This window comes from Cytobacillus sp. FSL R7-0696, assembly GCF_038006865.1.
In the GTDB taxonomy this organism is placed as follows: domain Bacteria; phylum Bacillota; class Bacilli; order Bacillales; family Cytobacillaceae; genus Cytobacillus; species Cytobacillus kochii.
The window spans coordinates 1,074,613-1,100,230 of the sequence record NZ_JBBOWA010000001.1 but is presented as its reverse complement, the minus strand read 5'-3'; the positions used below and the strand labels follow the sequence as shown (position 1 = coordinate 1,100,230).

General features: G+C 41.2%; 21 protein-coding genes, 2 rRNA genes and 1 riboswitch. Of the genes, 21 read left to right on the top strand and 2 right to left on the bottom strand.

What is annotated here, in order from left to right; translation table 11 throughout:
- Positions 1-208: 208 nt before the first annotated feature.
- Positions 209-3,141 (top strand): 23S ribosomal RNA (locus MKX29_RS05785).
- Positions 3,142-3,373: 232 nt separating this feature from the next.
- Positions 3,374-3,490 (top strand): 5S ribosomal RNA (gene rrf, locus MKX29_RS05780).
- A 105-nt stretch (positions 3,491-3,595) separates the two neighbouring features.
- On the opposite strand, the gene MKX29_RS05775 is transcribed toward rrf, so the two are convergent.
- The gene (locus tag MKX29_RS05775) at positions 3,596-4,084 is read right to left on the bottom strand and encodes a hypothetical protein (RefSeq protein ID WP_224939044.1); all 489 of its coding nucleotides are present in this window, start codon (positions 4,082-4,084) and stop codon (positions 3,596-3,598) included.
- 193 nt (positions 4,085-4,277) lie between these two features.
- On the opposite strand from MKX29_RS05775, the gene MKX29_RS05770 reads away from it, so the two are divergent.
- From MKX29_RS05770 to purD, 14 genes are all read left to right on the top strand, one after another.
- Positions 4,278-4,820, top strand: a complete 543-nt coding sequence (locus MKX29_RS05770; protein WP_095370725.1) for a DUF2179 domain-containing protein — start codon at positions 4,278-4,280, stop codon at positions 4,818-4,820.
- On the top strand, positions 4,817-5,011 hold the full coding sequence (locus tag MKX29_RS05765) for an NETI motif-containing protein (protein WP_251163305.1): 195 nt from the start codon (positions 4,817-4,819) through the stop codon (positions 5,009-5,011). The genes MKX29_RS05770 and MKX29_RS05765 overlap by 4 nt, the downstream gene beginning before the upstream one ends.
- Positions 5,012-5,105: 94 nt before the next feature.
- A riboswitch (purine riboswitch) is annotated at positions 5,106-5,207 on the top strand.
- Positions 5,208-5,349: 142 nt separating this feature from the next.
- Positions 5,350-5,838 (top strand): 5-(carboxyamino)imidazole ribonucleotide mutase, encoded by a 489-nt coding sequence (gene purE / locus MKX29_RS05760; RefSeq protein WP_095370724.1) that lies wholly within the window; start codon positions 5,350-5,352, stop codon positions 5,836-5,838.
- Positions 5,825-6,979: a 5-(carboxyamino)imidazole ribonucleotide synthase gene (purK, locus tag MKX29_RS05755; RefSeq protein WP_289435111.1), complete on the top strand. Its 1,155-nt coding sequence runs from the start codon at positions 5,825-5,827 to the stop codon at positions 6,977-6,979. Before purE ends, purK begins: the two co-directional genes overlap by 14 nt.
- Before the next feature lie 3 nt (positions 6,980-6,982).
- Positions 6,983-8,275: an adenylosuccinate lyase gene (purB, locus tag MKX29_RS05750; RefSeq protein WP_095370723.1), complete on the top strand. Its 1,293-nt coding sequence runs from the start codon at positions 6,983-6,985 to the stop codon at positions 8,273-8,275.
- Positions 8,276-8,367: 92 nt separating this feature from the next.
- Positions 8,368-9,087 (top strand): phosphoribosylaminoimidazolesuccinocarboxamide synthase, encoded by a 720-nt coding sequence (purC, locus tag MKX29_RS05745; RefSeq protein WP_341104600.1) that lies wholly within the window; start codon positions 8,368-8,370, stop codon positions 9,085-9,087.
- A complete protein-coding gene (gene purS, locus MKX29_RS05740; protein ID WP_341104598.1) occupies positions 9,080-9,334 on the top strand; it encodes a phosphoribosylformylglycinamidine synthase subunit PurS in 255 nt (84 codons plus the stop codon). Before purC ends, purS begins: the two co-directional genes overlap by 8 nt.
- Positions 9,331-10,017 (top strand): phosphoribosylformylglycinamidine synthase subunit PurQ, encoded by a 687-nt coding sequence (gene purQ, locus MKX29_RS05735; RefSeq protein ID WP_191816441.1) that lies wholly within the window; start codon positions 9,331-9,333, stop codon positions 10,015-10,017. The genes purS and purQ overlap by 4 nt, the downstream gene beginning before the upstream one ends.
- The gene (gene purL / locus MKX29_RS05730; protein WP_251163303.1) at positions 10,001-12,217 is read left to right on the top strand and encodes a phosphoribosylformylglycinamidine synthase subunit PurL; all 2,217 of its coding nucleotides are present in this window, start codon (positions 10,001-10,003) and stop codon (positions 12,215-12,217) included. Before purQ ends, purL begins: the two co-directional genes overlap by 17 nt.
- Entirely contained in the window at positions 12,202-13,614 is a 1,413-nt protein-coding gene (gene purF / locus MKX29_RS05725) for an amidophosphoribosyltransferase (protein WP_224939038.1), read from the top strand. The genes purL and purF overlap by 16 nt, the downstream gene beginning before the upstream one ends.
- Positions 13,615-13,743: 129 nt before the next feature.
- Positions 13,744-14,769, top strand: coding sequence for a phosphoribosylformylglycinamidine cyclo-ligase (gene purM / locus MKX29_RS05720; RefSeq protein WP_224939037.1), 1,026 nt, complete (start codon positions 13,744-13,746; stop codon positions 14,767-14,769).
- A gap of 16 nt (positions 14,770-14,785) precedes the next feature.
- The gene (purN, locus tag MKX29_RS05715; protein ID WP_289432783.1) at positions 14,786-15,358 is read left to right on the top strand and encodes a phosphoribosylglycinamide formyltransferase; all 573 of its coding nucleotides are present in this window, start codon (positions 14,786-14,788) and stop codon (positions 15,356-15,358) included.
- Between the two features lie 31 nt (positions 15,359-15,389).
- Positions 15,390-16,925: a bifunctional phosphoribosylaminoimidazolecarboxamide formyltransferase/IMP cyclohydrolase gene (gene purH, locus MKX29_RS05710; protein ID WP_341104593.1), complete on the top strand. Its 1,536-nt coding sequence runs from the start codon at positions 15,390-15,392 to the stop codon at positions 16,923-16,925.
- An 18-nt stretch (positions 16,926-16,943) separates the two neighbouring features.
- Positions 16,944-18,221 carry a phosphoribosylamine--glycine ligase gene (purD, locus tag MKX29_RS05705; protein WP_341104591.1) on the top strand — a complete coding sequence of 426 codons (1,278 nt, stop codon included), beginning with the start codon at positions 16,944-16,946 and terminating at the stop codon, positions 18,219-18,221.
- Positions 18,222-18,268: 47 nt separating this feature from the next.
- On the opposite strand, the gene MKX29_RS05700 is transcribed toward purD, so the two are convergent.
- A complete protein-coding gene (locus MKX29_RS05700) occupies positions 18,269-18,562 on the bottom strand; it encodes a YgaP family membrane protein (RefSeq protein ID WP_224939033.1) in 294 nt (97 codons plus the stop codon).
- Between the two features lie 160 nt (positions 18,563-18,722).
- Here MKX29_RS05700 and MKX29_RS05695 point away from each other — a divergent pair, with 160 nt between their 5' ends.
- From MKX29_RS05695 to pcrA, 5 genes are all read left to right on the top strand, one after another.
- On the top strand, positions 18,723-20,465 hold the full coding sequence (locus MKX29_RS05695) for an adenine deaminase C-terminal domain-containing protein (protein WP_341104589.1): 1,743 nt from the start codon (positions 18,723-18,725) through the stop codon (positions 20,463-20,465).
- Positions 20,466-20,506: 41 nt separating this feature from the next.
- The gene (locus tag MKX29_RS05690) at positions 20,507-21,556 is read left to right on the top strand and encodes a DUF3048 domain-containing protein (protein WP_341104587.1); all 1,050 of its coding nucleotides are present in this window, start codon (positions 20,507-20,509) and stop codon (positions 21,554-21,556) included.
- A 23-nt stretch (positions 21,557-21,579) separates the two neighbouring features.
- The gene (locus MKX29_RS05685) at positions 21,580-21,888 is read left to right on the top strand and encodes a YerC/YecD family TrpR-related protein (RefSeq protein WP_095370712.1); all 309 of its coding nucleotides are present in this window, start codon (positions 21,580-21,582) and stop codon (positions 21,886-21,888) included.
- Between the two features lie 735 nt (positions 21,889-22,623).
- Positions 22,624-23,310 carry a heptaprenylglyceryl phosphate synthase gene (locus MKX29_RS05680; protein ID WP_341104585.1) on the top strand — a complete coding sequence of 229 codons (687 nt, stop codon included), beginning with the start codon at positions 22,624-22,626 and terminating at the stop codon, positions 23,308-23,310.
- A 72-nt stretch (positions 23,311-23,382) separates the two neighbouring features.
- Positions 23,383-25,611 (top strand): DNA helicase PcrA, encoded by a 2,229-nt coding sequence (gene pcrA / locus MKX29_RS05675; protein ID WP_341104583.1) that lies wholly within the window; start codon positions 23,383-23,385, stop codon positions 25,609-25,611.
- Positions 25,612-25,618 lie beyond the last annotated feature (7 nt).

Sequence of the window (25,618 nt, the reverse complement as noted above, 5' to 3'; positions counted from 1 at the left end):
AATCGCCACCTTAGTTATTTTCTCTCTATTTAATAGTAATAGAGTAAAGATACTAAACTTTTTTAAGAAAACACAACCGTGAGGGTTGTGAGAAGCAAGCAGTTCAAGGAAGCGAGCGAGGAAACACCGGAGTGTGCGTCTTGTGCACATGAGGATGTTGACGAGTGAGCTGACGCCGAAATGCGTAGCTTATCGCAAGCCGAACAATGGTTAAGTTAATAAGGGCGCACGGTGAATGCCTTGGCACTAGGAGCCGATGAAGGACGGGACTAACACCGATATGCTTCGGGGAGCTGTAAGTAAGCTTTGATCCGGAGATTTCCGAATGGGGAAACCCCCTATCCGTTATGGGATAGGATCCATACCTGAATACATAGGGTATGGAAGGCAGACCCGGGGAACTGAAACATCTAAGTACCCGGAGGAAGAGAAAGCAAACGCGATTCCCTGAGTAGCGGCGAGCGAAACGGGATTAGCCCAAACCAAGAGGCTTGCCTCTTGGGGTTGTAGGACATTCTATACGGAGTTACAAAGGAACGAGATAGACGAAGAGGTCTGGAAAGGCCCGCCATAGGAGGTAAAAGCCCTGTAGTTGAAACTTCGTTCCCTCCAGAGTGGATCCTGAGTACGGCGGGACACGAGAAATCCCGTCGGAAGCAGGGAGGACCATCTCCCAAGGCTAAATACTCCCTAGTGACCGATAGTGAACCAGTACCGTGAGGGAAAGGTGAAAAGCACCCCGGAAGGGGAGTGAAAGAGATCCTGAAACCGTGTGCCTACAAGTAGTTAGAGCCCGTTAATGGGTGATAGCGTGCCTTTTGTAGAATGAACCGGCGAGTTACGATTACATGCGAGGTTAAGTTGGACAGACGGAGCCGTAGCGAAAGCGAGTCTGAATAGGGCGAATGAGTATGTGGTCGTAGACCCGAAACCAGGTGATCTACCCATGTCCAGGGTGAAGTCCAGGTAACACTGGATGGAGGCCCGAACCCACGTACGTTGAAAAGTGCGGGGATGAGGTGTGGGTAGCGGAGAAATTCCAATCGAACTTGGAGATAGCTGGTTCTCTCCGAAATAGCTTTAGGGCTAGCCTCATGCGTAAGAATCTTGGAGGTAGAGCACTGTTTGGACTAGGGGCCCTCATCGGGTTACCGAATTCAGACAAACTCCGAATGCCAAAGATTTATCCATGGGAGTCAGACTGCGAGTGATAAGATCCGTAGTCAAGAGGGAAACAGCCCAGACCACCAGCTAAGGTCCCAAAGTATACGTTAAGTGGAAAAGGATGTGGAGTTGCTTAGACAACCAGGATGTTGGCTTAGAAGCAGCCACCATTTAAAGAGTGCGTAATAGCTCACTGGTCGAGTGACTCCGCGCCGAAAATGTACCGGGGCTAAACGTATCACCGAAGCTGTGGATTGAACATCGTTGATGTTCAGTGGTAGGAGAGCGTTCTAAGGGCGTTGAAGCTAGACCGTAAGGACTGGTGGAGCGCTTAGAAGTGAGAATGCCGGTATGAGTAGCGAAAGATGGGTGAGAATCCCATCCACCGAATGCCTAAGGTTTCCTGAGGAAGGCTCGTCCGCTCAGGGTTAGTCGGGACCTAAGCCGAGGCTGAAAAGCGTAGGCGATGGACAACAGGTTGATATTCCTGTACCACCGTATTCTGTTTGAGTGATGGGGGGACGCAGGAGGATAGGGTAAGCGCACGATTGGATGTGCGTCTAAGCAGTTAGAGGGACCATGAGGCAAATCCCATGGTCACATACCTTGAGCTGTGATAGCGAGGGAAATTTAGTACCGAAGTTCTTGATTCCACACTGCCAAGAAAAGCCTCTAGCGAGGAATAAGGTGCCCGTACCGCAAACCGACACAGGTAGGCGAGGAGAGAATCCTAAGGTGAGCGAGAGAACTCTCGTTAAGGAACTCGGCAAAATGACCCCGTAACTTCGGGAGAAGGGGTGCTCATTAGGGTGTTAAAGCCTTGATGAGCCGCAGTGAATAGGCCCAGGCGACTGTTTAGCAAAAACACAGGTCTCTGCGAAGCCGCAAGGCGAAGTATAGGGGCTGACGCCTGCCCGGTGCTGGAAGGTTAAGAGGAGAGGTTAGCTCACGCGAAGCTTTGAATCGAAGCCCCAGTAAACGGCGGCCGTAACTATAACGGTCCTAAGGTAGCGAAATTCCTTGTCGGGTAAGTTCCGACCCGCACGAAAGGCGTAACGATCTGGGCACTGTCTCAACGAGAGACTCGGTGAAATTATAGTACCTGTGAAGATGCAGGTTACCCGCGACAGGACGGAAAGACCCCGTGGAGCTTTACTGTAGCCTGATATTGAATTTTGGTACAGCTTGTACAGGATAGGTAGGAGCCTTAGAAGCCGGAGCGCTAGCTTCGGTGGAGGCGTCGGTGGGATACTACCCTGGCTGTATTGAAATTCTAACCCACATCCCTTATCGGGATGGGAGACAGTGTCAGGTGGGCAGTTTGACTGGGGCGGTCGCCTCCTAAAGAGTAACGGAGGCGCCCAAAGGTTCCCTCAGAATGGTTGGAAATCATTCGTAGAGTGTAAAGGCACAAGGGAGCTTGACTGCGAGACCTACAAGTCGAGCAGGGACGAAAGTCGGGCTTAGTGATCCGGTGGTTCCGCATGGAAGGGCCATCGCTCAACGGATAAAAGCTACCCCGGGGATAACAGGCTTATCTCCCCCAAGAGTCCACATCGACGGGGAGGTTTGGCACCTCGATGTCGGCTCATCGCATCCTGGGGCTGTAGTCGGTCCCAAGGGTTGGGCTGTTCGCCCATTAAAGCGGTACGCGAGCTGGGTTCAGAACGTCGTGAGACAGTTCGGTCCCTATCCGTCGTGGGCGCAGGAAATTTGAGAGGAGCTGTCCTTAGTACGAGAGGACCGGGATGGACGCACCGCTGGTGTACCAGTTGTCTTGCCAAAGGCATCGCTGGGTAGCTATGTGCGGAAGGGATAAGTGCTGAAAGCATCTAAGCATGAAGCCCCCCTCGAGATGAGATTTCCCATAGCGCAAGCTAGTAAGATCCCTGAAAGATGATCAGGTTGATAGGTTAGAGGTGGAAGTGTGGCGACACATGCAGCTGACTAATACTAATCGATCGAGGACTTAACCAATTCGAAATGCGGAGGCGCCTTGTTCAGGTGCGACAAGCATAAGACGGATTTGACAGGAGGTTGTTCTTTAACCTCATGATAAATTTGACTTATGACCTCGAGCACCTAGGCGCCGCAGCTGGACAGAACTACGTAAGTAGTATCCTACAGCACGCATTCAGGCGATTACTCAATAAATATCTTCTTCAACATTACCTAGTTTTGAGGGAACGATTCCCTTACAATTTCATAGTCCGGTGGCGATAGCGAGAAGGTCACACCCGTTCCCATACCGAACACGGAAGTTAAGCTTCTCAGCGCCGATGGTAGTTAGGGGCTGTCCCCTTGTGAGAGTAGGACGTTGCCGGGCAAAATAAAAGAGCACATCATTTATGTGCTCTTTTTTCGTGATTATTTACTAGCTCTCTATAAGATTACATGCTTTTTTGAGTTTAAGTATGAAAGTGTGCAACCTCTATTTAATCTGTAAATACCGATAAAAGTGATACAATTCTGTCCGCATTTGATAGTTTTCTTGTTGTAGGGTTGATGTAATGTTCTTTAGTTGATTCAACTCTTCTTGCATATATTGGAGTTGTGTTTGCATATTTGTCATATTGGTTTTTACTAAATTCTTTTCCCTTTCTTCTTCGCGAGAGATAATTTCATCTTCTTTAATCCCCCTTATAATGGATACGGTTCCGATACTTTCTCCGGCAGCTACAATTATACTTCCTAGTAAGGCTAATCTAAATGACTCTAAACTAAGTATTCCTTCACTTTCCGATTCAGTTATGCCTTCTTCATCTTCTTCTAGTTGATCAAAAAGACCAATGACTACGATTATGCTCCCAATAGCAGAGAGAGCGCCGCCTAGTAATGCCAGTCTCTCACTTTCACGAACCCCTTCGCCTTCAGTTTGGAAATTTGCATGATGTGCGTAAAATGGATACCAAAAGACCATCTCTCTCCACCTCTTTTCCGATCATTAGGCATACATCCTGTATAACAGAGTATTCTTTTATATGAAGATGGTACATTGTTTCAAGCGTTTAATTTAGGAAATTTGGGGAATCGAACAGGAAAGTAGTCATTTAACCTTGAAAGTTTGGGTATAAAGGTAATAAGAAGGTTTGAAGTGAGATAGGAGTGTTAAAATGTTAGAGAATGGCCTTGTAATGGTAACGATTATTTTGGTTATTAATATTGTGTATGTGTCCTTTTTTACGATTCGTATGATATTAACATTAAAAGGGCAGCGTTATCAGGCAGCATTTATTAGTATGATTGAAATTGTTATTTATGTCATTGGTTTAGGCTTAGTGTTAGATAATTTAGACCAGATACAGAACATTATCGCCTATGCAGTCGGGTATGGGATAGGTGTCATTGTTGGGATGAAAATTGAAGAAAAGCTTGCACTTGGCTATATTACTGTTAATGTAATAACGAAGGAGTATGACAAAGATTTACCAAAGGATTTACGGGCCAAAGGATATGGTGTAACGTCTTGGGCTGCGAATGGGCTTGAAGGGGACCGTATGGCACTGCAAATCTTAACTCCAAGAAAGTATGAATTAAAGCTGTATGATACGATTAAAACACTTGATCCGAAGGCCTTTATCATTGCTTATGAACCAAAAACGATATATGGTGGCTTCTGGGTTAAATCTGTTAAGAAAGGTAAGTTATTTAAGTGAGTCAAAAGAAAAAGAAATTTGAAGTGTTGGAAAATGAAACCATTGATCAATGCTTAGATCGCATGAAGCAAGAAGGCTATTTTCCAATAAGAAGAATGGAAAAACCGTACTTTAAAGAAATGAAGAAAAATGGGAAGACAGAATATGAACCTGCAGGGCAAAAAATAGTCTTTGAAGGACAACTTTTGTAGTAAAACACGAACATTAATTTTCTGACTTCTTTAATCGTTCGAGATTATCATTGACGGACAATTCGGAAGTTGTTAAGATGAAATTGAAAGAAAACCTAACAACATTTTACCCCCTCATATAATAATGGGAATATGGCCCATGAGTCTCTACCCGGGAACCGTAAATACTCGGACTATGAGGGAAAGCTTCTTGTTTGTCCAAGGGACTAGTGTCTCTAAATTCATAACATTTCAATTTATGAATGAATGGCTCAGACAGAATCTTTCTCTCTTAGATTAGAGCGAGGATTCTATCTGGGCTTTTTCATTTTTTGGACAAAAAGGAATGGAGGAGAACGATGAAAATCGAAGTTGCCGTCATCATGGGTAGTACATCAGATTGGGAAACGATGAAACATACTTGTGACATTTTAGATGAGCTTGAAGTCGGTTATGAAAAAAAAGTCGTATCTGCACACAGAACGCCTGATTTGATGTTTGATTATGCAGAAAGTGCAAGAGCTAAAGGAATCAAAGTCATTATTGCAGGAGCAGGGGGTGCCGCACACTTACCTGGCATGGTAGCCGCTAAAACAACGCTACCAGTCATTGGTGTCCCAGTTCAATCTAAAGCGTTAAACGGGATAGATTCCTTATTATCCATTGTACAAATGCCTGGGGGTGTCCCAGTTGCTACAGTTGCTATTGGTAAAGCAGGGGCAACAAATGCAGGGTTACTGGCAGGACAAATCTTAAGCGCCTTTGATGAGGAAATTGCTAAACGGTTAGAAGATAGGCGAGAAAGAACAAAACAACAAGTGTTAGAAAGTAGTGATGATCTTGTCTAAACAAACCATACTACCTGGTCAAACAATCGGCATAATTGGTGGAGGGCAGCTAGGTCGCATGATGGCATTATCGGCCAAAGCGAATGGTTTTCGCATAGCTGTACTGGATCCCACGGAAGATTCCCCATGTGGTCAAGTGGCAGATGTGAAGATTGTTTCAGCTTATGATGATATGAATGCAATAAAACAATTAGCAGCTATAAGTGATATTGTGACATATGAATTTGAAAATATTAGTGCTGAGGCGCTTGATTGGCTTTGTGAGAATGCTTATGTGCCTCAAGGTTCACATGTATTATCACAGACACAGGATCGTATAAAAGAGAAGGTAGCGATCACAAAAGCAGGTGCGACTGTTGCCCCATACGCAGAGATTCACGCAACGGAAGATATTTATGCTAATATAGAAGCGCTTGGCTTTCCTGCTGTTTTAAAAACAGCAAGGGGTGGATACGATGGCAAGGGACAATATGTAATTCATAACGAAGCCGAAATAGAAAAGGCGAAAGAATTATTAAATCATGGTGCATGCGTCTTAGAGAAGTTCATTCCTTTTCAAAAAGAAATCTCAGTGATTGTTTTCAGGAATCCCAATGGTGAAACAGCCTTCTTGCCAGTTGGGGAAAATGTTCATAAAGATAATATTCTACATCAAACGATTGTACCGGCGAGAATTTCCAAATTAGCTTCTCAAACGGCCTTAGAAGAGGCCAAAAAAATTGCCGATGATTTTGAGCTAGTTGGTACACTTGCGGTGGAAATGTTTCTTGGAGAAAATGATGAGATTTATATTAACGAACTAGCCCCAAGGCCGCATAATTCAGGCCACTACTCTATAGAAGCATGTGAAACTTCACAATTCGAACAGCATATTCGTGCAGTTTGTAATTGGCCATTAGCAAGTACAGAATTACTAAAACCTGCTGTAATGGTCAATATATTAGGAGAGCATGTTGAACCTCTTATTCAGTCCATTCCTGCTGTAACGGATTGGAAGGTTCATTTATACGGGAAAGCAGAAGCGAAGTTTAAACGAAAAATGGGTCATGTGACATTGCTTCGCGACAACGTAGAGGAAGCTTTACGTGAAGTAGAACAAAGTGACATATGGCAAATTGCTGCAGAAAAGATCGGAGGATAAATCATGATTGATCGTTATACTCGCCCAGAGATGGGAGCTATTTGGACAGAACAGAACCGTTTCCAAGCTTGGTTAGAAGTGGAGATTCTTGCTTGCGAAGCCTGGGCTGAGCTTGGAGATATTCCTAAAGAGGATGTAGCTAAAATCCGTGAAAAAGCTTCATTTGACATTGAGCGAATTAAAGAAATAGAAGAAGAAACAAGACATGATGTCGTTGCCTTTACACGTGCCGTTTCTGAAACACTTGGTGAAGAACGTAAATGGGTCCATTATGGCCTTACTTCTACAGATGTTGTCGATACTGCACTTTCATATATAGTAAAGCAAGCAAATGATATCTTACTAAAAGACCTCGAGCGTTTTGTAGAAATTCTTAAAGTAAAAGCACAAGAGCATAAAAACACAGTAATGATGGGACGTACACATGGTGTGCATGCGGAGCCGACTACTTTTGGTTTGAAAATGGCTTTATGGTATGAAGAGATGAAACGTAACTTGGCACGCTTTAAAGAGGCGGCTGCTGGCGTTGAATTCGGTAAAATTTCTGGTGCTGTTGGTACGTATGCGAATATCGATCCATTTGTTGAACAATATGTTTGTGAAAAACTTGGTATTCAGCCAGCACCTATTTCTACACAAACACTACAACGTGATCGTCATGCACATTATATGAGCACGATTGCATTAATTGCCACGTCCATCGAGAAGTTTGCCACAGAGATACGGGGCCTGCAAAAGAGTGAAACACGTGAAGTGGAAGAATTCTTTGCAAAAGGACAAAAAGGTTCTTCAGCGATGCCTCATAAGCGTAATCCGATTGGGTCAGAGAATATGACAGGGATGGCAAGAGTTATTCGTGGTTATATGATGACCGCGTATGAAAATGTGTCATTGTGGCATGAGCGTGATATTTCTCACTCTTCAGCGGAGCGCGTGATTTTACCAGATGCAACGATTGCATTGAATTATATGCTTAACCGCTTTGGCAATATTGTGAAGAACTTAACGGTATATCCTGAGAATATGAAACGAAATATGGATCGTACGTTAGGGCTTATTTATTCTCAACGTGTATTGCTCGCATTGATTGATAAAGGCCTTGTACGTGAAGAAGCGTATGATACTGTTCAACCAAAAGCAATGGAATCATGGGAAAAACAAGTACCATTCCGCAGCTTAATTGATCAAGATGAAAAGATCACTTCCCTTTTAACAAAAGAAGAGATAGATGATTGCTTCGATTATCATCACCATTTGAAGCATGTAGATACGATCTTTAATCGTTTAGGTTTATAAAAAATAATGGGGAGAAGAAGTTTTTCCTCCTCTCCCCATTCATTTCACCTAGTAAGAATATTGCTAATTTTCATGATTGGGAGGCGCAAGTCATGCAAAAAGGTTCACTTGTTTATGAAGGAAAAGCAAAAAGGGTTTACAACACAGATGATGCATCTATCGTTTGGCTAGAATACAAAGATGCTGCTACTGCTTTTAATGGAGAGAAGAAAGCAAGTATTGACGGCAAGGGCCGTTTAAATAATGAGATTACTAGCTTGCTATTTTCAAAACTAAAGGAGCTTGGTATTGATTCTCATTTTGTGAAGCAAATATCTCCGAATGAGCAACTTGTAAAGAAAGTGGACATCATTCCATTAGAAACTGTTGTGAGAAATACTTCAGCAGGCAGCTTTGCAAAAAGGCTTGGCGTGGAAGAAGGAAAACCATTAACAAGACCAATTGTCGAATTTTATTATAAGGACGATGATTTAGGTGATCCATTATTAACAGAGGACCATATAGAAATCATGGATTTAGCAACAGAAGAAGAAGTCGCTATTTTAAAAGGAAAAGCATTGAAAGTAAATGAAGTATTATCACAATTTTTTAAAGAGTTGGGCATCCGCCTCGTCGATTTTAAATTGGAATTCGGTAAGGATGCATCAGGTGCTATTCTGTTAGCAGATGAAATTTCACCTGATACATGCCGCTTTTGGGATTTAAAAACGAATGAAAAGCTCGACAAAGATGTTTTTCGTCGCGACCTTGGCAATTTAACAGATGCTTATGAAAATATTTTATCCAGACTGGGAGGAAAACTTCATGTATAAAGTAAAGGTGTTCGTCACATTAAGAGAGAGCGTATTAGATCCACAAGGAAATGCTGTTAAGCACTCCTTGCATTCCATGAATTACAACGAAGTGTCAGATGTGCGCATCGGAAAATACTTGGAGCTTTCGATTGAAAAGTCAGAGTGTCCTGTTGAAGAAGTAGTAAAAGAAATGTGTGAAAGATTACTTGCAAATGTCGTGATTGAAGATTATCGTTTTGAAATCGAGGAGGCTGTTGCTCAGTGAAGTTTGCTGTGATTGTTTTTCCAGGGTCGAACTGTGATATTGACATGTATCATGCAGTAAAAGATGAGCTGGGCTGTGATGTGGAATATGTTTGGCACGATGAAAAAAGCTTAGATGGTTTTGATGGCATTCTATTACCGGGAGGATTTTCATACGGCGATTATTTACGAAGCGGTGCCATTGCGCGTTTTAGTCACGTGATGAAGGAAGTGATTAAAGCGGCTGAGGCAGGGAAACCGGTATTAGGCGTCTGCAACGGTTTTCAAATTTTACTAGAAGCAGGCTTACTGCCAGGGGCGATGAGAAGAAATGAAAGCTTAAAATTCATTTGTCGTCCAGTTCAATTAAAAGTCGAGAACAATCAAACAATGTTCTCGCAAGGATATGAACAAGATGAAGTGATTACCATACCAGTAGCGCATGGTGAAGGAAACTACTATTGTGATGAAGTGACACTTGCTAGTTTAAAAGAAAACAATCAAATTGTTTTCACATACCATGATGTTAACCCGAATGGTAGCTTAAGTAATATTGCTGGTATTACGAATAAAGCGGGCAATGTGCTTGGCATGATGCCCCACCCTGAGAGAGCGGTAGATGAGCTAATAGGTGGCGCTGATGGGTTAAAACTTTTTCAATCAATTGTGAAACAATGGAGGGAATCACATGTCGTTAATGCTTGAACCAAGTCCAGAACAACTAAAAGAACAACAAGTCTATAAGGAAATGGGTTTGTCAGATGACGAATTTGCAATGGTTGAAAAGATTTTAGGTCGCCTACCAAACTATACTGAAATCGGACTTTTCTCTGTTATGTGGTCAGAACATTGTAGCTACAAAAACTCTAAGCCTGTATTAAGTAAGTTCCCTACAAAAGGCGAGCATGTGTTACAAGGTCCAGGAGAAGGTGCCGGAATTGTTGATATAGGAGATGAACAGGCTGTTGTATTCAAGATTGAAAGCCATAATCACCCATCTGCGATCGAACCTTATCAGGGGGCAGCAACGGGTGTGGGTGGTATTATCCGCGATGTATTCTCGATGGGCGCAAGACCTGTTGCACTCCTCAACTCTTTACGCTTTGGAGAATTGGATACTCCTCGTGTTCGCTACCTTTTTGAAGAAGTAGTAGCGGGGATTGCTGGATATGGTAATTGCATCGGCATTCCAACAGTCGGTGGAGAAGTGCAATTTGACGCTTCCTATGAAGGGAATCCACTTGTTAATGCGATGTGTGTCGGCTTAATTGATCATAAAGATATTAAAAAAGGGCAAGCGCATGGGGTAGGTAACACAGTCATGTATGTGGGTGCCAAAACTGGGCGTGATGGCATTCACGGTGCTACTTTTGCTTCTGAAGAATTAACGGATCAATCAGAGGAGAATCGTCCGGCTGTTCAAGTAGGTGATCCATTTATGGAGAAGCTGCTATTAGAAGCATGCCTTGAGCTTGTAAAATCTGACGCATTAGTAGGGATTCAAGATATGGGCGCGGCAGGATTAACGAGTTCATCTGCAGAGATGGCAAGTAAAGCTGGTTCAGGGATCGAAATGAACCTAGACTTAGTGCCACAGCGCGAAACAGGAATGACTGCTTATGAAATGATGTTATCGGAGTCACAAGAAAGAATGTTAATTGTTGTGACGAAAGGAAGAGAGCAAGAAATTGTTGACCTTTTCTCCAAATATGATTTAGAAGCCGTGGCAATCGGCCGTGTGACAGATGATAAACAACTACGTTTGATTCATAAAGGTGAAGTAGTGGCAGATGTACCAACAGATGCACTAGCAGAAGAAGCACCTGTATACCATAAGCCTTCCAAAGAACCAGCTTATTACCGTGAATTCCAGGCGATGGAAAATGATATTCCCGCAGTTGATGATCATAAAGAAACGCTACTGTCTTTATTACAACAACCAACGATCGCTAGTAAAGAGTGGGTTTATGACCAATATGATTATATGGTAAGAACCAACACAGTCGTAGCTCCGGGATCTGATGCGGCAGTTATCCGTATCCGTGGAACGAAAAAAGGACTAGCGATGACTACGGATTGTAATTCACGCTATATGTATTTAGATCCTGAAGTAGGCGGAAAAATAGCTGTAGCGGAAGCAGCACGTAATATCGTTTGTTCTGGTGGCGCGCCGTTAGCAATTACGGATAATTTAAACTTCGGTAATCCAGAAAAGCCTGAAATTTTCTGGCAAATTCAAAAATCTGCTGATGGCATCAGTGAAGCTTGTCGTACATTAAATACGCCGGTCATAGGTGGTAATGTTTCATTATATAACGAAACAAACGGCACAGCGATTTATCCTACGCCAGTTATCGGGATGGTTGGTCTAGTGGAGAATATTGAGCATGTGACAACACAAGACTTCAAACAAGCAGGCGACCTGATTTATTTATTAGGTGATACGAGAGCAGAATTTGGTGGCAGTGAGCTACAGAAGCTAAGCTACAAAAAAATCTTCGGGCAAGCACCAGCAATCGATTTAACAGTAGAAGCAGCCAATCAAGAAAAAGTCTTAACAGCTATTCACCAAGGGTTACTATCATCTGCACATGATCTTGCAGAAGGTGGGTTAGCAGTGGCAGTAGCTGAGAGCTTATTTGCGAATCAATTAGGTGCAAAACTTGAGTTAACTGGGGAAGCGACAACACAATTGTTCAGTGAATCTCAATCTAGATTCCTTCTAAGTGTGAAGAAGGAGAACAAAGAAGCATTTGAACAATTAACAAATGCTACACTCATTGGTGAAGTAACAAATGAGCAAGCACTTGAAATTACTGTGAACGACGAACTTGTGATCAAAGAGCAAACAGAAGTGCTAAATAAAGCGTGGAAGGGAGCTATACCAGCATGCTTGCAGAAATAAAAGGTTTAAATGAGGAATGTGGCGTCTTTGGTATTTGGGGTCATCCGGAAGCAGCACAAATTACTTATTACGGATTGCATAGCCTACAACATCGTGGTCAAGAAGGTACAGGTATTGTTGTAACAGATGGAGATAAGTTGAAGGGTGTAAAAGGAGAGGGCCTCGTCACTGAGGTTTTCTCTCAAGATGCTATTCAAGAACTAAAAGGAACTTCAGCAATTGGTCATGTTAGATACGCTACTGCAGGTGGCGGGGGCTATGAGAATGTTCAACCACTTTTATTCCAATCACAAAATGGCGGTCTAGCTCTATGTCACAATGGAAATTTAACGAATGCTACAGCCCTTAAATATCAATTAGAAGCACAGGGAAGTATTTTTCAAACGAGTTCAGATACCGAGGTATTAGCTCATTTAATTAAACGAGGCGGTGTATCTTCTCATAAAGAGCGTGTGAAGAATGCCTTGTCCATGGTAAAAGGCGCTTATGCTTTCTTAATTATGACTGAAAATGAAATGATGGTTGCGGTTGATCCGAATGGTCTCCGCCCTCTATCTCTAGGCAAAATTGGGGATGCTTACGTAATTGCTTCCGAAACATGTGCTTTCGATATTGTCGGAGCTGAGTTTGTTCGTGATGTATTACCTGGAGAGTTATTAGTCATTGATGATAATGGGTTCCGTTCTGAAATGTTCGCAATGGCTTCAAATATATCTATGTGTGCGATGGAATATGTGTATTTCTCCCGACCAGATAGCAATATTAATGGCATCAATGTCCATACAGCGAGAAAAAATTTAGGGAAGCAGCTTGCTGTCGAAGTTCCGATTGAGGCAGATGTCGTAACTGGTGTACCTGATTCAAGTATTTCCGTAGCCATTGGTTATGCTGAAGCAACAGGGATTCCTTATGAGATGGGTCTCATTAAGAATAAGTATGTTGGTCGGACATTTATCCAACCATCACAGTCATTGCGGGAACAAGGAGTGAAGATGAAACTATCACCTGTAAGAGGTGTTGTTGAAGGGAAACGAGTTGTCATGGTGGATGACTCCATTGTACGTGGAACAACGAGCCGCCGTATTGTGACGATGTTAAAGGAAGCAGGTGCGACTGAAGTACATGTAATCATCAGCTCGCCACCGATCAAAAACCCATGCTTCTATGGCATTGATACTTCAACAAAAGAAGAATTGATTGCTTCTGATCGTTCTGTAGAAGAGATTCGCGAAATTATTGGTGCTGATACCCTTACTTTTTTAAGTCCAAAAGGGATGATCGATGCCATTGGAAGAGAAGAAGAAGGCGAGACAAGAGGTCTTTGCTTAGCTTGCTTCACAGGGAAGTATCCAACGGAGATTTATCCAAGCACACTACATCCGTACGAAAAAGTATAAATAATAAAGTAGCAACATGGTTTGCTACTTTTATTCTTAGAAATTAAACAATACGTTTTGGTGCGAATACTTGGCGTATGATGCTAGATTGAAAGAATACCTGTTAATAAATTGGTGAGGTGGATAGGAATGGCGAATGCTTATAAACAAGCTGGCGTAGATATTGAAGCGGGTTACGAAGCAGTGAACCGTATGAAGAAGCATGTGGAGAAAACGATGAGACCTGGTGTAATCGGTGGTCTTGGCGGTTTTGGAGGCATGTTTGATTTGTCATCACTTGGCTTAAAAGAACCTGTGCTTGTATCAGGGACAGATGGTGTCGGAACAAAGCTGATGCTAGCTTTTATGATGAATCAGCATGACACAATTGGAATTGATGCCGTTGCTATGTGTGTCAATGATATCGTTGTTCAAGGTGCAGAACCTCTTTACTTCTTAGATTATATTGCTTGTGGGAAGGCTGAGCCAGAAAAGATAGAAGCCATTGTCAAAGGAATAGCTGACGGTTGTGAACAAGCAGGTTGTGCGCTTGTTGGTGGAGAAACAGCGGAAATGCCTGGAATGTACAGTGAAGAAGAGTATGATTTAGCGGGATTTTCTGTCGGTGCATGTGAAAAGAGTGATTTAATCGATGGTTCAAATATTCAAGAGGGTGATGTTTTAATCGGCCTTGCATCGAACGGAATCCATAGCAATGGTTATTCTCTCGTACGGAAAATATTTTTAGAGGATGCAAAACTCTCATTGCAAGAGTTTAGAGAAGAACTAGGGAGCACGTTAGGTGAAGAACTCCTAAAACCAACACGAATCTATGTGAAATCAGTTTTATCGGCATTAAAGCAATTTGATGTAAAAGGCTTCGCTCATATTACGGGTGGCGGATTTATCGAGAATATCCCAAGAGTGTTACCTCAAGGCTTAGGAGCTGAATTAATCGAGGGTAGTTGGGAGATTCAGCCGATTTTTAAGCTGATGGAAGAAGTAGGTAAGCTTGCGCGTAAGGATATGTACAATATATTTAATATGGGCATCGGAATGGTGGCAATTGTTCCTGTTAAGGATGCTGAAAAAGTAGTCAATCACTTTAATCAAATTGGTGAAAAAGCAAGTGTGATTGGTAAAGTTACACAGCAAGAGGGGATTTCAATCCTTTAATTAGACGGAGGTTATCATGAAAAATATCGCCATTTTTGCATCTGGCAGTGGAACAAATTTTCAAGCGATTGTTGATGCCTTTAAAAACGATGAATTGCAGGTAGACATTAAACTACTGATAAGTGATAAGCCAGAGTCTTACTGTATTCAACGTGCTGTAAATGAAGGGATTCCAACCTTTGCTTTTCGTGCGAAAGAGTTTACGAGTAAAACAGCATATGAAGAACAAATATTAGTAGAATTAGAGAATGCAAACATAGATTTTATTGTTCTTGCAGGTTATATGCGTCTTATTGGGGATGTTCTTTTACGTGAATATGGCGGGAGAATTGTTAATATCCATCCGTCTTATTTACCAGCATTCCCTGGTAAAGATGCTATTGGACAAGCGCTTTCTGCAGAGGTGAAACAAACAGGTGTAACCATTCATTATGTAGACGAAGGGATGGATACGGGTCCGATTATTGATCAAAGAAAGGTAGCCATCCTACCAGGTGATACGAAAGAAGCATTGCAGGATCGCATTCATGAAGTAGAGCATCAATTTTATCCAGAAGTATTACAAAAGCTTTTAAACGAAAACGCCTAAGAGGAACATCTTACAGGGAGGAAAATGAACGATGAAAAAACGTGCGCTTATTAGTGTATCAGATAAAAATGGTGTAGCAGCATTTGCGAAAGAACTTCACGAATTAGGATTTGAAATTGTTTCAACAGGTGGAACAAAAAAAGCAATTGCTGAAGCTGGGGTTCCGGTAATCGGTGTAAGTGATGTTACAGGGTTTCCTGAAATTTTAGAAGGAAGAGTAAAAACATTAAATCCGCTTATCCATGGTGGATTACTAGCTAAGTTCGATGATTCATCTCATCAAGCACAGTTAGAAAAACATCAGATTCATCCGATTCAAGTGGTATGTGTGAATCTCTATCCTTTCCAACAAACCATTGCTAAGCCAGATGTGACAGTGGAAGATGCAATTGAAAATATTGATATCGGTGGTCCTGCGATGTTACGTGCCTCTGCTAAAAACCACGCACATGTGACAGTTGTTGTTGATCCAATTGATTACGAAACAGTCATTACACAGTTAAAAGAAAATGACATTGTAGATGCTGCAACCAAACGCAAGCTAGCAGCAAAAGTATTCCGTCATACAGCTGCTTACGATGCAATGATAGCTGAATATATGACAGAATTAGCAGAAGAAGAGCAGCCAGAAAAGTTGACAGTTACGTATGAATTAAAACAAGCATTACGTTATGGAGAAAACCCTCATCAAAAAGCTACCTTTTATCGCAAACCTTTAGGGTCGGTCTTTTCGATTGCTAACGCTACACAACTACATGGAAAAGAGCTGTCTTACAATAATATTAATGATGCTGATGCAGCGTTACAAATTGTTAAAGAGTTTGACGGACCGGCTGCTGTTGCAGTAAAACATATGAACCCATGTGGTGTCGGAAATGGCACAGATATTTATGATGCTTTCTCTAAAGCTTTTGCAGCTGATCCTGTGTCTATTTTTGGGGGGATTATTGCCCTTAACCGTGAAGTAAATGCACAAACAGCAACGAAACTTCATGAAATCTTTCTAGAAATCATTATAGCGCCTTCTTTTTCAGCGGAAGCACTTGAGATTTTACAAGGGAAGAAGAATTTAAGACTATTAACTATTCCTTTTGAAGGGAACAAAAAGACTGAAAAACGTCTAACTTCTATTGAAGGCGGTTTATTAGCGCAAGATTACGATACTTATGGTCTTGAAGAAGCGAATATTACTGTTGCGACAACAAGAGAACCAACGGAGGAAGAGTGGCAATCACTCAAACTTGGCTGGAAAGTAGTGAAGCATGTGAAGTCGAATGCGATTGTTGTCAATAATAGCGACCAAACATTAGGTATTGGTGCAGGTCAAATGAATCGTGTCGGCTCTGCAAAAATTGCGATCGAGCAAGCAGGGAAAGCAGTTGAAGGAGCAACTATGGCATCCGATGCCTTTTTCCCAATGAATGATACAGTTGAAGCAGCAGCTAAAGCTGGTATTACCGCTATTATTCAACCCGGTGGTTCGATTAAAGATCAGGAATCGATTGAAAAAGCAAATGAGTATGGCCTGGCAATGGTATTCACTGGTGTGAGACATTTCAAACATTAAACTGGGGGAGAACATGAAATGAACGTATTGGTAATCGGTAGAGGCGGACGTGAGCATGCCATCAGTAGAAAGTTAAGTGAAAGCAGCCAAGTGGAAACAGTGTTTGTTGCACCGGGAAATCCAGGAATGGAAGATGTAGCGACGATCATTGATATTTCCGAGAACGAACAAGAAGAGCTGATTGCTTTTGCGCTCGATAATCATGTTGAATTAACAGTTATTGGACCTGAAGTTCCTTTACTTGAAGGTTTGGCTGATAAGATGGAGGGAGCTGGACTTACTGTTTTTGGACCAAAAAGTCGAGCGGCTGAAATTGAAGGAAGTAAATCCTTTGCAAAAGAGCTCATGAAGAAATATGCCATTCCAACAGGAAGCTATGAAGTGTTTGATCAGTATGAGGCTGCAAGTGCTTATGTGAAAGAACAAGGAGCACCAATTGTTATTAAAGCGGATGGATTAGCTGCCGGAAAAGGCGTTGTTGTTGCGATGACAGAAGGTGAAGCATTAGCAGCGTTAGCGGATATGTTAGTTGGAGAAAAATTTGGTGAAGCTTCTGCTACAGTTGTTATTGAGGAATTTTTAGCTGGTGAAGAATTTTCATTAATGGCATTTGTTAATGGAGAGACAGTTATTCCCTTAGAAATTGCTCAAGACCATAAACGCGCTTTCGATGGAGATAAAGGACCAAACACAGGAGGAATGGGTGCTTATTCACCTGTTCCCCACATCAGCAAGGAGACGGTTGAAACAGCGATTGCAACAATTTTAATTCCAGCTGCAGAAGCATTAGTTAAAGAGGATCGCAGTTTTTGTGGCGTTCTCTATGCGGGACTTATCGCGACAGAACAAGGGCCAAAGGTAATTGAATTCAATGCCCGCTTTGGTGATCCGGAAACGCAAGTTATCTTACCTAGAATGAAGTCAGACTTAGCCCATGTCATGTTAGAAGTAATTGCTGGACATAAGCCTGTGATTGAATGGCATGAGGAGGCAATGCTTGGAGTTGTGGTCGCAGCCAATGGTTATCCGGATGCATATGAGAGTGGTGCCGAACTAATAGGAATCGAAAAAGTAGCAGAAGAAGCATTTGTCTTTCATGCAGGAACGGCGAAAAATGCCAAAGGTACATTCACAACAAATGGCGGCCGAGTCTTACTTGTTGGTAGCAAAGCAATGGACTTAGTATCCGCACAAAAGCAAGTGTATGATGCGCTAACGTATTTAACAACAGAAGAAGTCTTTTACCGCAGGGATATTGGCTTTAAGGCGATAGCACATTCGACTATAGAAAAATAGATAGGGAAAATGAAAATGCCCCCCAAAAAAATAAGGGGGCATATTTTTCATTCAAAATCAGTATCCTTTAATAACTTTTGCTCTTTTAAAAAATCCATAGGTGGTTTAAACTGGTGGTCAGAATCTTTTATACTCTCTTTCCCTTTTTCAAATAAGGCAATGATAGGACAATAGCGGACAATACCTTCTGCGACCTTCATTGCACCAAGTGAAATAAGAATGAGAAAGCGATCACTCCAAGGTTTTTTAACGAGCTTTGTGGCACTCCAAGCAACAATGGTTAATCCACAAGTAATACGGATTAATGCCTGAATGATACCAATATTGGGTTTAACATTCATAAAAGGACCTCCTTCACAAAAAATTAACAAATATTTGTTATTCTTTACTGCGTTAAAAAGCTATATATGTTATGATAATAGGCAACATGAATGCTGCTTCATTATCGTAAACGAAAAATAAAAATAGATAATTGTAGTTACCATAAAAGGAGGAAACAGAGTGCTAGAACAGCGATACCGTTGGAAAAACAAACATCTACGTGAACATGTATCTGTTCTAGATGGGCGTATTGCGCCAACGATGTTACTGAAAAATGCTCGTTACTTAAATCAAGCAATTAAAAAATGGGTACATGCGAATATCTGGATTCTCGGTGATCGTATTGTTTATGTCGGTGAAAAGCTTCCTGACAAGTTAGAAGGCTGTGAAATTGTTGATTGTAATGGAATGACACTTGTTCCAGGATATATTGAACCACATGCACATCCATTTCAGTTATATAATCCCCTTTCCTTTGCTCGTTATGCAGCGCAATTTGGCACGACCACTTTGATTAATGATAATATGGTGCTAGCATTACAATTAGAGAAAAAGAAAGCGTTTTCATTTTTGAAGGAAATGAGAAATATCCCTTCAACGATGTACTGGTGGTGCCGATTTGATGCGCAAACGGAAATACAAAATGAAGAGACAACATTTTCGCATGGTAATATTAAATCTTGGTTAGAGCATGATGCAGTATTACAAGGTGGGGAGTTAACTGGCTGGCCGAAGTTACTCGATGGTGATGATTTGATGCTCCATTGGATGCAAGAAGCGAAAAGAATGAGAAAACAAATCGAAGGTCATTTTCCTGGGGCGTCAGAAAAGACTTTAGCAAAGTTAATGCTGCTCGGTGCTGATTGCGACCATGAAGCGATTAACGGACAAGAGATTATGAATCGTTTGATGCAAGGATATACTGTATCGTTACGCTATTCATCAATTCGACCTGATTTACCGCAGTTATTGGATGAAATGCATGAATTGGGCATTGATCATTATGAATCATTTATTTTTACAACAGATGGCTCTTCTTCATCCTTTTCCGATCAAGGGATTATTGATCAGATGATCCGAATTGCCCTTGAGAAAGGGGTGCCGACAATAGATGCGTATAATATGGGTACAATTAACGTAGCTAAGTATTATAACATCCAACATCTGCATGGAAATATCGCTACAGGTAGAGTGGCTAATATCAATTTCCTAGAGAATGAAAGTAACCCAACGCCTGTTAGTGTGTTAGCAAAAGGTAAGTGGATAAGGAAAGATGGTGAAAATACACCATTTGAAGATAATATGGCATGGGAAGAGTTTGGATTTGAACCGCTAGAAATGAACTGGGAGCTTACTTCTCATGATATGCAATTTTCGATGCCGTTCGGTATTAAAATGGAGAGCGCAGTTATCACAAAGCCTTACTCATTAGCCATTGATATTTCCGGCGATGAGCTAAGTAAGGAGCATGACGAGTGTTTCTTCATGTTAATTGACCGCAAAGGCAAGTGGCGTGTGAATACGGTGATTAATGGGTTTGCTAAGGAATTAGACGGTTTAGCAAGTTCTTATTCTAATACCGGTGATATTATCTTAATCGGGAAAAGCAAGAAAGACATGATGAATGCTTTTAATCACATGAAAGAAATAGGTGGGGGAATTGTTATTTCTGAGCAAGGGAACATTGTTACAGAAATCCCACTTAAATTAAAGGGCATCATGTCGAATAAAAGAGTGGAAGATTTGATTGAGGAAGAAAGAACCTTATTAGCCTATTTGCGAGAAAGAGGTTATCGTTTTGCCGATCCAATTTATACATTATTATTTTTTTCCTCCACTCATCTCCCTTATATCAGGGTTACACAGCGAGGAATGTATGATGTCATGAATAAAACTGTACTCTTTCCAACTATGATGCGTTAAAATGTAAAAGAGGGTAATCATATAGTGATAAGGGGTGCATCATGCTGAACAAATGGGTGACTACGTCTCTCGTAGCAATACTTTTGGTGACAGGATGCAGCAAGAATGAAACAGTTGAGGATCCAGCAAACGAAGAGTTAAATGGTATGGATAATCAAGGTGAAGAAAGTGTGGATTCGCCTGAAGAAAAGATAGTTTATCCTCTCACAGGCATAGCTCAAGAGGGAAATGGGAATCAGCGTGCTATAGCAGTTATGATTAACAATCATCCGAAAGCAAGACCACAATCAGGATTGACACAAGCGGATATTGTTTATGAATTACTGGCTGAAGGTGAAGTCACGCGATTCCTTGCTATTTTTCAAAGTGAACAACCGGATAGAGTTGGGCCAGTACGCAGTGCCAGAGAATATTATATTGAACTGGCGAAAGGGTTTAATAGTCTTTATATTGCTCATGGAAATAGTCCAGAGGCAAAGAAGATGCTTGCTGATGAATATGTGGATCATTTGAATGGCTTATATTATGATGGCACACTTTTTGAACGTGTGAGTGATCGCCAGGCACCGCATAATTCATATATTTCTTTTGCACATATTGAACAAGGGGCTAAGGAAAAGAATTATGAGCTGGATGGGGCACCAGCTGCTTTTGCTCATTTAACTGACGAAGAAGCGGATAAACTGAGTGGCTCTGTGGCCGAGGAGATTGCAGTAAGTTATGGAAAAGATGAACGTTTTGATGTCACATATGATTATGATGAAACAACGAAAGCATACAAAAGATTTTCAGATGGTGAATGGACAACTGACTATGACACAGGTGACCCTGTGTTATTAAGCAATATTTTAATCATAGAAGCGAAGCATACAGTGATAGATGGAGAAGGCCGACGTGACATTGATTTGACTTCAGGGGGTAAAGGTTATCTTATTCAAAGAGGTATGATGTCTGAAGTGAACTGGGTGAATAAAGAAGGAAGAATTTATCCAGTAATCGATGGAAAAGAGCAACCACTTGCTCCGGGGAAAACATGGGTGAATGTCATTCCACAAGAGCCAGGAATCAATCAGTCGGTAACAATTAACTAAAAAATGAAAAAGGGGTAAATATTATGCAAATTAATAAACTAAGAGGACAAGAATTAGATCAATTATTTCAGGCGGTATTATCACTAAATGATTTAGACGAATGTTATCGATTTTTTGATGACTTATGTACTGTGAACGAGATCCAATCATTAGCGCAAAGACTAGAAGTAGCTCGTATGCTTAGAGAAGGAAAAACTTATCATAAGATTGAAACCGAAACAGGTGCAAGTACTGCAACAATCTCGCGTGTGAAACGTTGCTTAAACTACGGAAACGATGCCTACGAAATGGCATTAGAAAGAATTAAAGAAGAAGAAACAACAGAAAAATAATAGAACCCACAGCGATAGAAGCGACCGAACCGAGGGAATCAGCACCCACGGTTTTTTTGTTTTGGAACGGAAATCAGGTACTAGTAGAAAAAGCGATTGAAAGAGGGGGGAAGCGAGTCAAAAAATGGACTTCATGAGGAAATTTGATTGGATTAAGGGAGAAGCGAGTCAGAAACTGGACTTCATGAGGAAATTTGATTGGATTAAGGGAGAAGCGAGTCAGAAACCTGGATCCAAGGGGAAATTTGGTTGGAATAGGTGAGAAACGTGTCAGAAACTTGGACCTAAGAGGAAATCTGGTTGGATTAGGAGAGAAACGCGTCAGAAACTGGCCACCATGAGGAAATTTGATTGGATTAAGGGAGAAGCGAGTCAGAAACTGGACTTCATGAGGAAATTTGATTGGATTAGAGGAGAAATGTGTCAGAAACTTGGACCCAAGAGAAAATTTGGTTGGAATAGGTGAGAAACGCGTCAAAAACTGGACACCATGAGGAAATTTGATTGGAATAGGAGAGAAACGCTTCAGAAAACAGACCCCAAGAGAAATCTGATCAGCCAAAACAGAAAGCGCATCGGAATCCGAATGAATCATTTACATGGTGAATCGCATTGTCTGCAATGATGTTTATTTAGCCAAATAAATCCATTCTTACTTCATTAGCGGTTTCCTTTTTGAAATGCTTCTCAAATGATATAATGATTGAATGGAAAGATAGAATGGAGGAACTATGTATGTATGATGTTCGCGCGTGGCACCATGCGTTTAAGCTTGACCCTAATAAATATATATCTGATGAAGATTTAGAGAAAGTGTGCGAGTCTGGCACGGACGCGATTATTATTGGGGGGACAGATGGCATTACGCTTGAGCGGGTGCTTGATCTTATGGGGCGTGTTCGTAGATATACAGTTCCATGTGTGTTAGAGGTTTCCACAATTGAGTCGATTACACCTGGGTATGATTTGTTTTTTATCCCGACGGTTTTAAATAGTAAAGATTCCAAATGGATTAATGGAATGCACCATCAAGCAGTTAAGGAATTTGGCGAGATCATGAATTGGGACGAGATTCTTATGCAAGGATATTGCGTGCTAAATGAAGATTGTAAAGTTGCTCAATTAACGAGTGCGGATACGAATTTAACGATTGAAGACGTCAAAGCCTATGCAACGATGGCGGAAAAAATGTTTCATTTACCGATTTTTTATCTGGAATATAGCGGTACTTACGGCAATGTAGAAATAGTGAAAGAAGTAAGTCGAACATTAGAAGAAACAATATTATTTTATGGTGGCGGGATTACCTCTGTGGAACAAGCAAGAGAAATGGGCGCTTATGCAGATGTAGTTGTCGTTGGAAATGTCGTTTATGATGATATTAAAATCGCATTAAAAACAGTAGAAGCTGTGAAACAATAAATCTTGATTAACCAAATTAATCAGGATAGACTAAAAACAGAACAAATGTTTGTATGGTGGTGAAGAAAAGGAATGCAATATTTATCTAATAAATTATTAAATGGTTTGAATAAGGAGCAGCAACAGGCTGTAAAGGCAACAGATGGTCCTTTGCTTATTATGGCTGGAGCAGGAAGTGGTAAGACGCGTGTACTTACCCATCGCATTGCTTATTTAATGGTAGAGAAGGGCGTGAATCCATATAATATTTTAGCAATCACGTTTACGAATAAGGCCGCAAGAGAAATGAGAGATCGTATTCGTGCGATGATGGGCGGTGTGGCTGAAGAAATCTGGATTTCTACTTTTCACTCTATGTGTGTGAGAATATTACGTCGTGATATTGATCGGATTGGATTCAATCGTAACTTCACAATATTAGATTCTACTGATCAGCAATCTGTTATTAAGAGTATCTTAAAAGAGCGGAATTTAGATCCGAAAAAGTTCGATCCTAGAGCAATTTTAGGGACGATTAGTTCTGCAAAAAATGAACTAATTGAACCAGAGGAATTCGCCAAGACTGCCGGTGATTATTTCTCCCAAGTGACAAGTGATGTGTATACAGATTATCAAAAACGTCTGCGAAAGAATCATGCATTAGACTTTGATGATCTTATTATGAAGACGATTCAATTATTTAATCGCGTCCCTGAGGTATTAGAATACTATCAACGTAAATTCCAGTATATCCATGTGGATGAATATCAAGATACGAATAGAGCGCAATACATGCTAGTAAAATTATTAGCGAACCGTTTCCAAAATATATGTGTGGTTGGAGACTCGGATCAATCTATTTATAGATGGCGCGGCGCAGATATTGCCAATATCTTATCCTTTGAAAAAGATTATGCACAAGCACAAGTCATCTTGCTAGAACAAAACTATCGATCCACGCAAAGAATTTTAAACGCAGCTAACGGCGTCATTGATAAAAACATGAATCGCAAAGCGAAAAACTTATGGACGGAAAATCCTGAAGGAAATAAAATTCAGTATTACCGTGCAGACAGTGAGCAAGGCGAAGGACAATTTGTCGTAAGTAAAATTAAAGAATTAGCGCAAAGTCAGAATCGCAAGCTTGCCGATTTTGCTATTCTATATCGTACAAATGCCCAATCCCGGGTCATGGAGGAAATGCTATTAAAATCGAATATTGAATATGCGATTGTTGGCGGAATTAAGTTCTATGATCGTAAAGAAATTAAAGATGTATTGGCTTATTTACGATTAATTGCCAACCCTGATGATGATATAAGTCTACAGCGGGTGATTAATGTGCCTAAAAGAGGGATTGGTTCTGGATCAGTTGATAAGATTGCTAATTTTGCAACCATGCATGATATGACAATGTTTGAAGCACTTGAATCCATCGAATTAATTGGCTTAAGCCCAAAAATCACAAAATCTGCTATAGAGTTTCGTGATTTAGTAAAGAATTATACACAAATGCAAGAATACTTATCTGTGACAGAATTGGTAGAGGAACTGTTAGACAAGTCAGGCTATCGTGACATGTTAAAAGCGGAGAAATCCATCGAGTCTCAAAGTCGTTTGGAAAACTTAGATGAGTTTCTATCTGTAACGAAGAATTTTGAAGATGCGTCCGAAGATAAAACACTTGTTGCCTTCTTAACAGATTTGGCGCTTGTTGCCGATATTGATAAGTTGGATGATGACGGTGAGAAAGCGGATGCAGTTGTATTAATGACGCTTCACTCTGCAAAGGGATTAGAATTTCCAGTTGTCTTTTTAATGGGTATGGAGGAAGGTGTATTCCCTCATAGTCGTTCATTAATGGAAGAAGCAGAAATGGAAGAGGAACGTCGACTTGCTTATGTAGGGATTACGAGAGCAGAAGAGCAGTTATTTATAACAAATGCGCAAATTCGTACACTATTTGGCCGTACAAACATGAACCCACCGTCCAGATTTATTCAGGAAATTCCGGCTGATTTATTAGAAGGATTAGAGCCAAAAGCAAAACCTCTTAATCGAGGTCAGTCCACGTTTAATGGTCCTTCAGGAAATCGTATGCAACCTGCTCGTAAAGCAGTTGTTCGTCCAGCTGTACAAAATACAGGTGGTAGCGGGATGAATTGGATAGTTGGAGATAAAGCTGTGCATGGTAAATGGGGTACTGGAACAGTTGTAAGTGTCAAAGGTGAAGGTGATGGAATGGAGCTTGATATTGCTTTTCCAAAGCCAGTAGGTATTAAAAGATTACTTGCTAAATTTGCCCCGATTTCGAAAGGTTAAAGGAAAG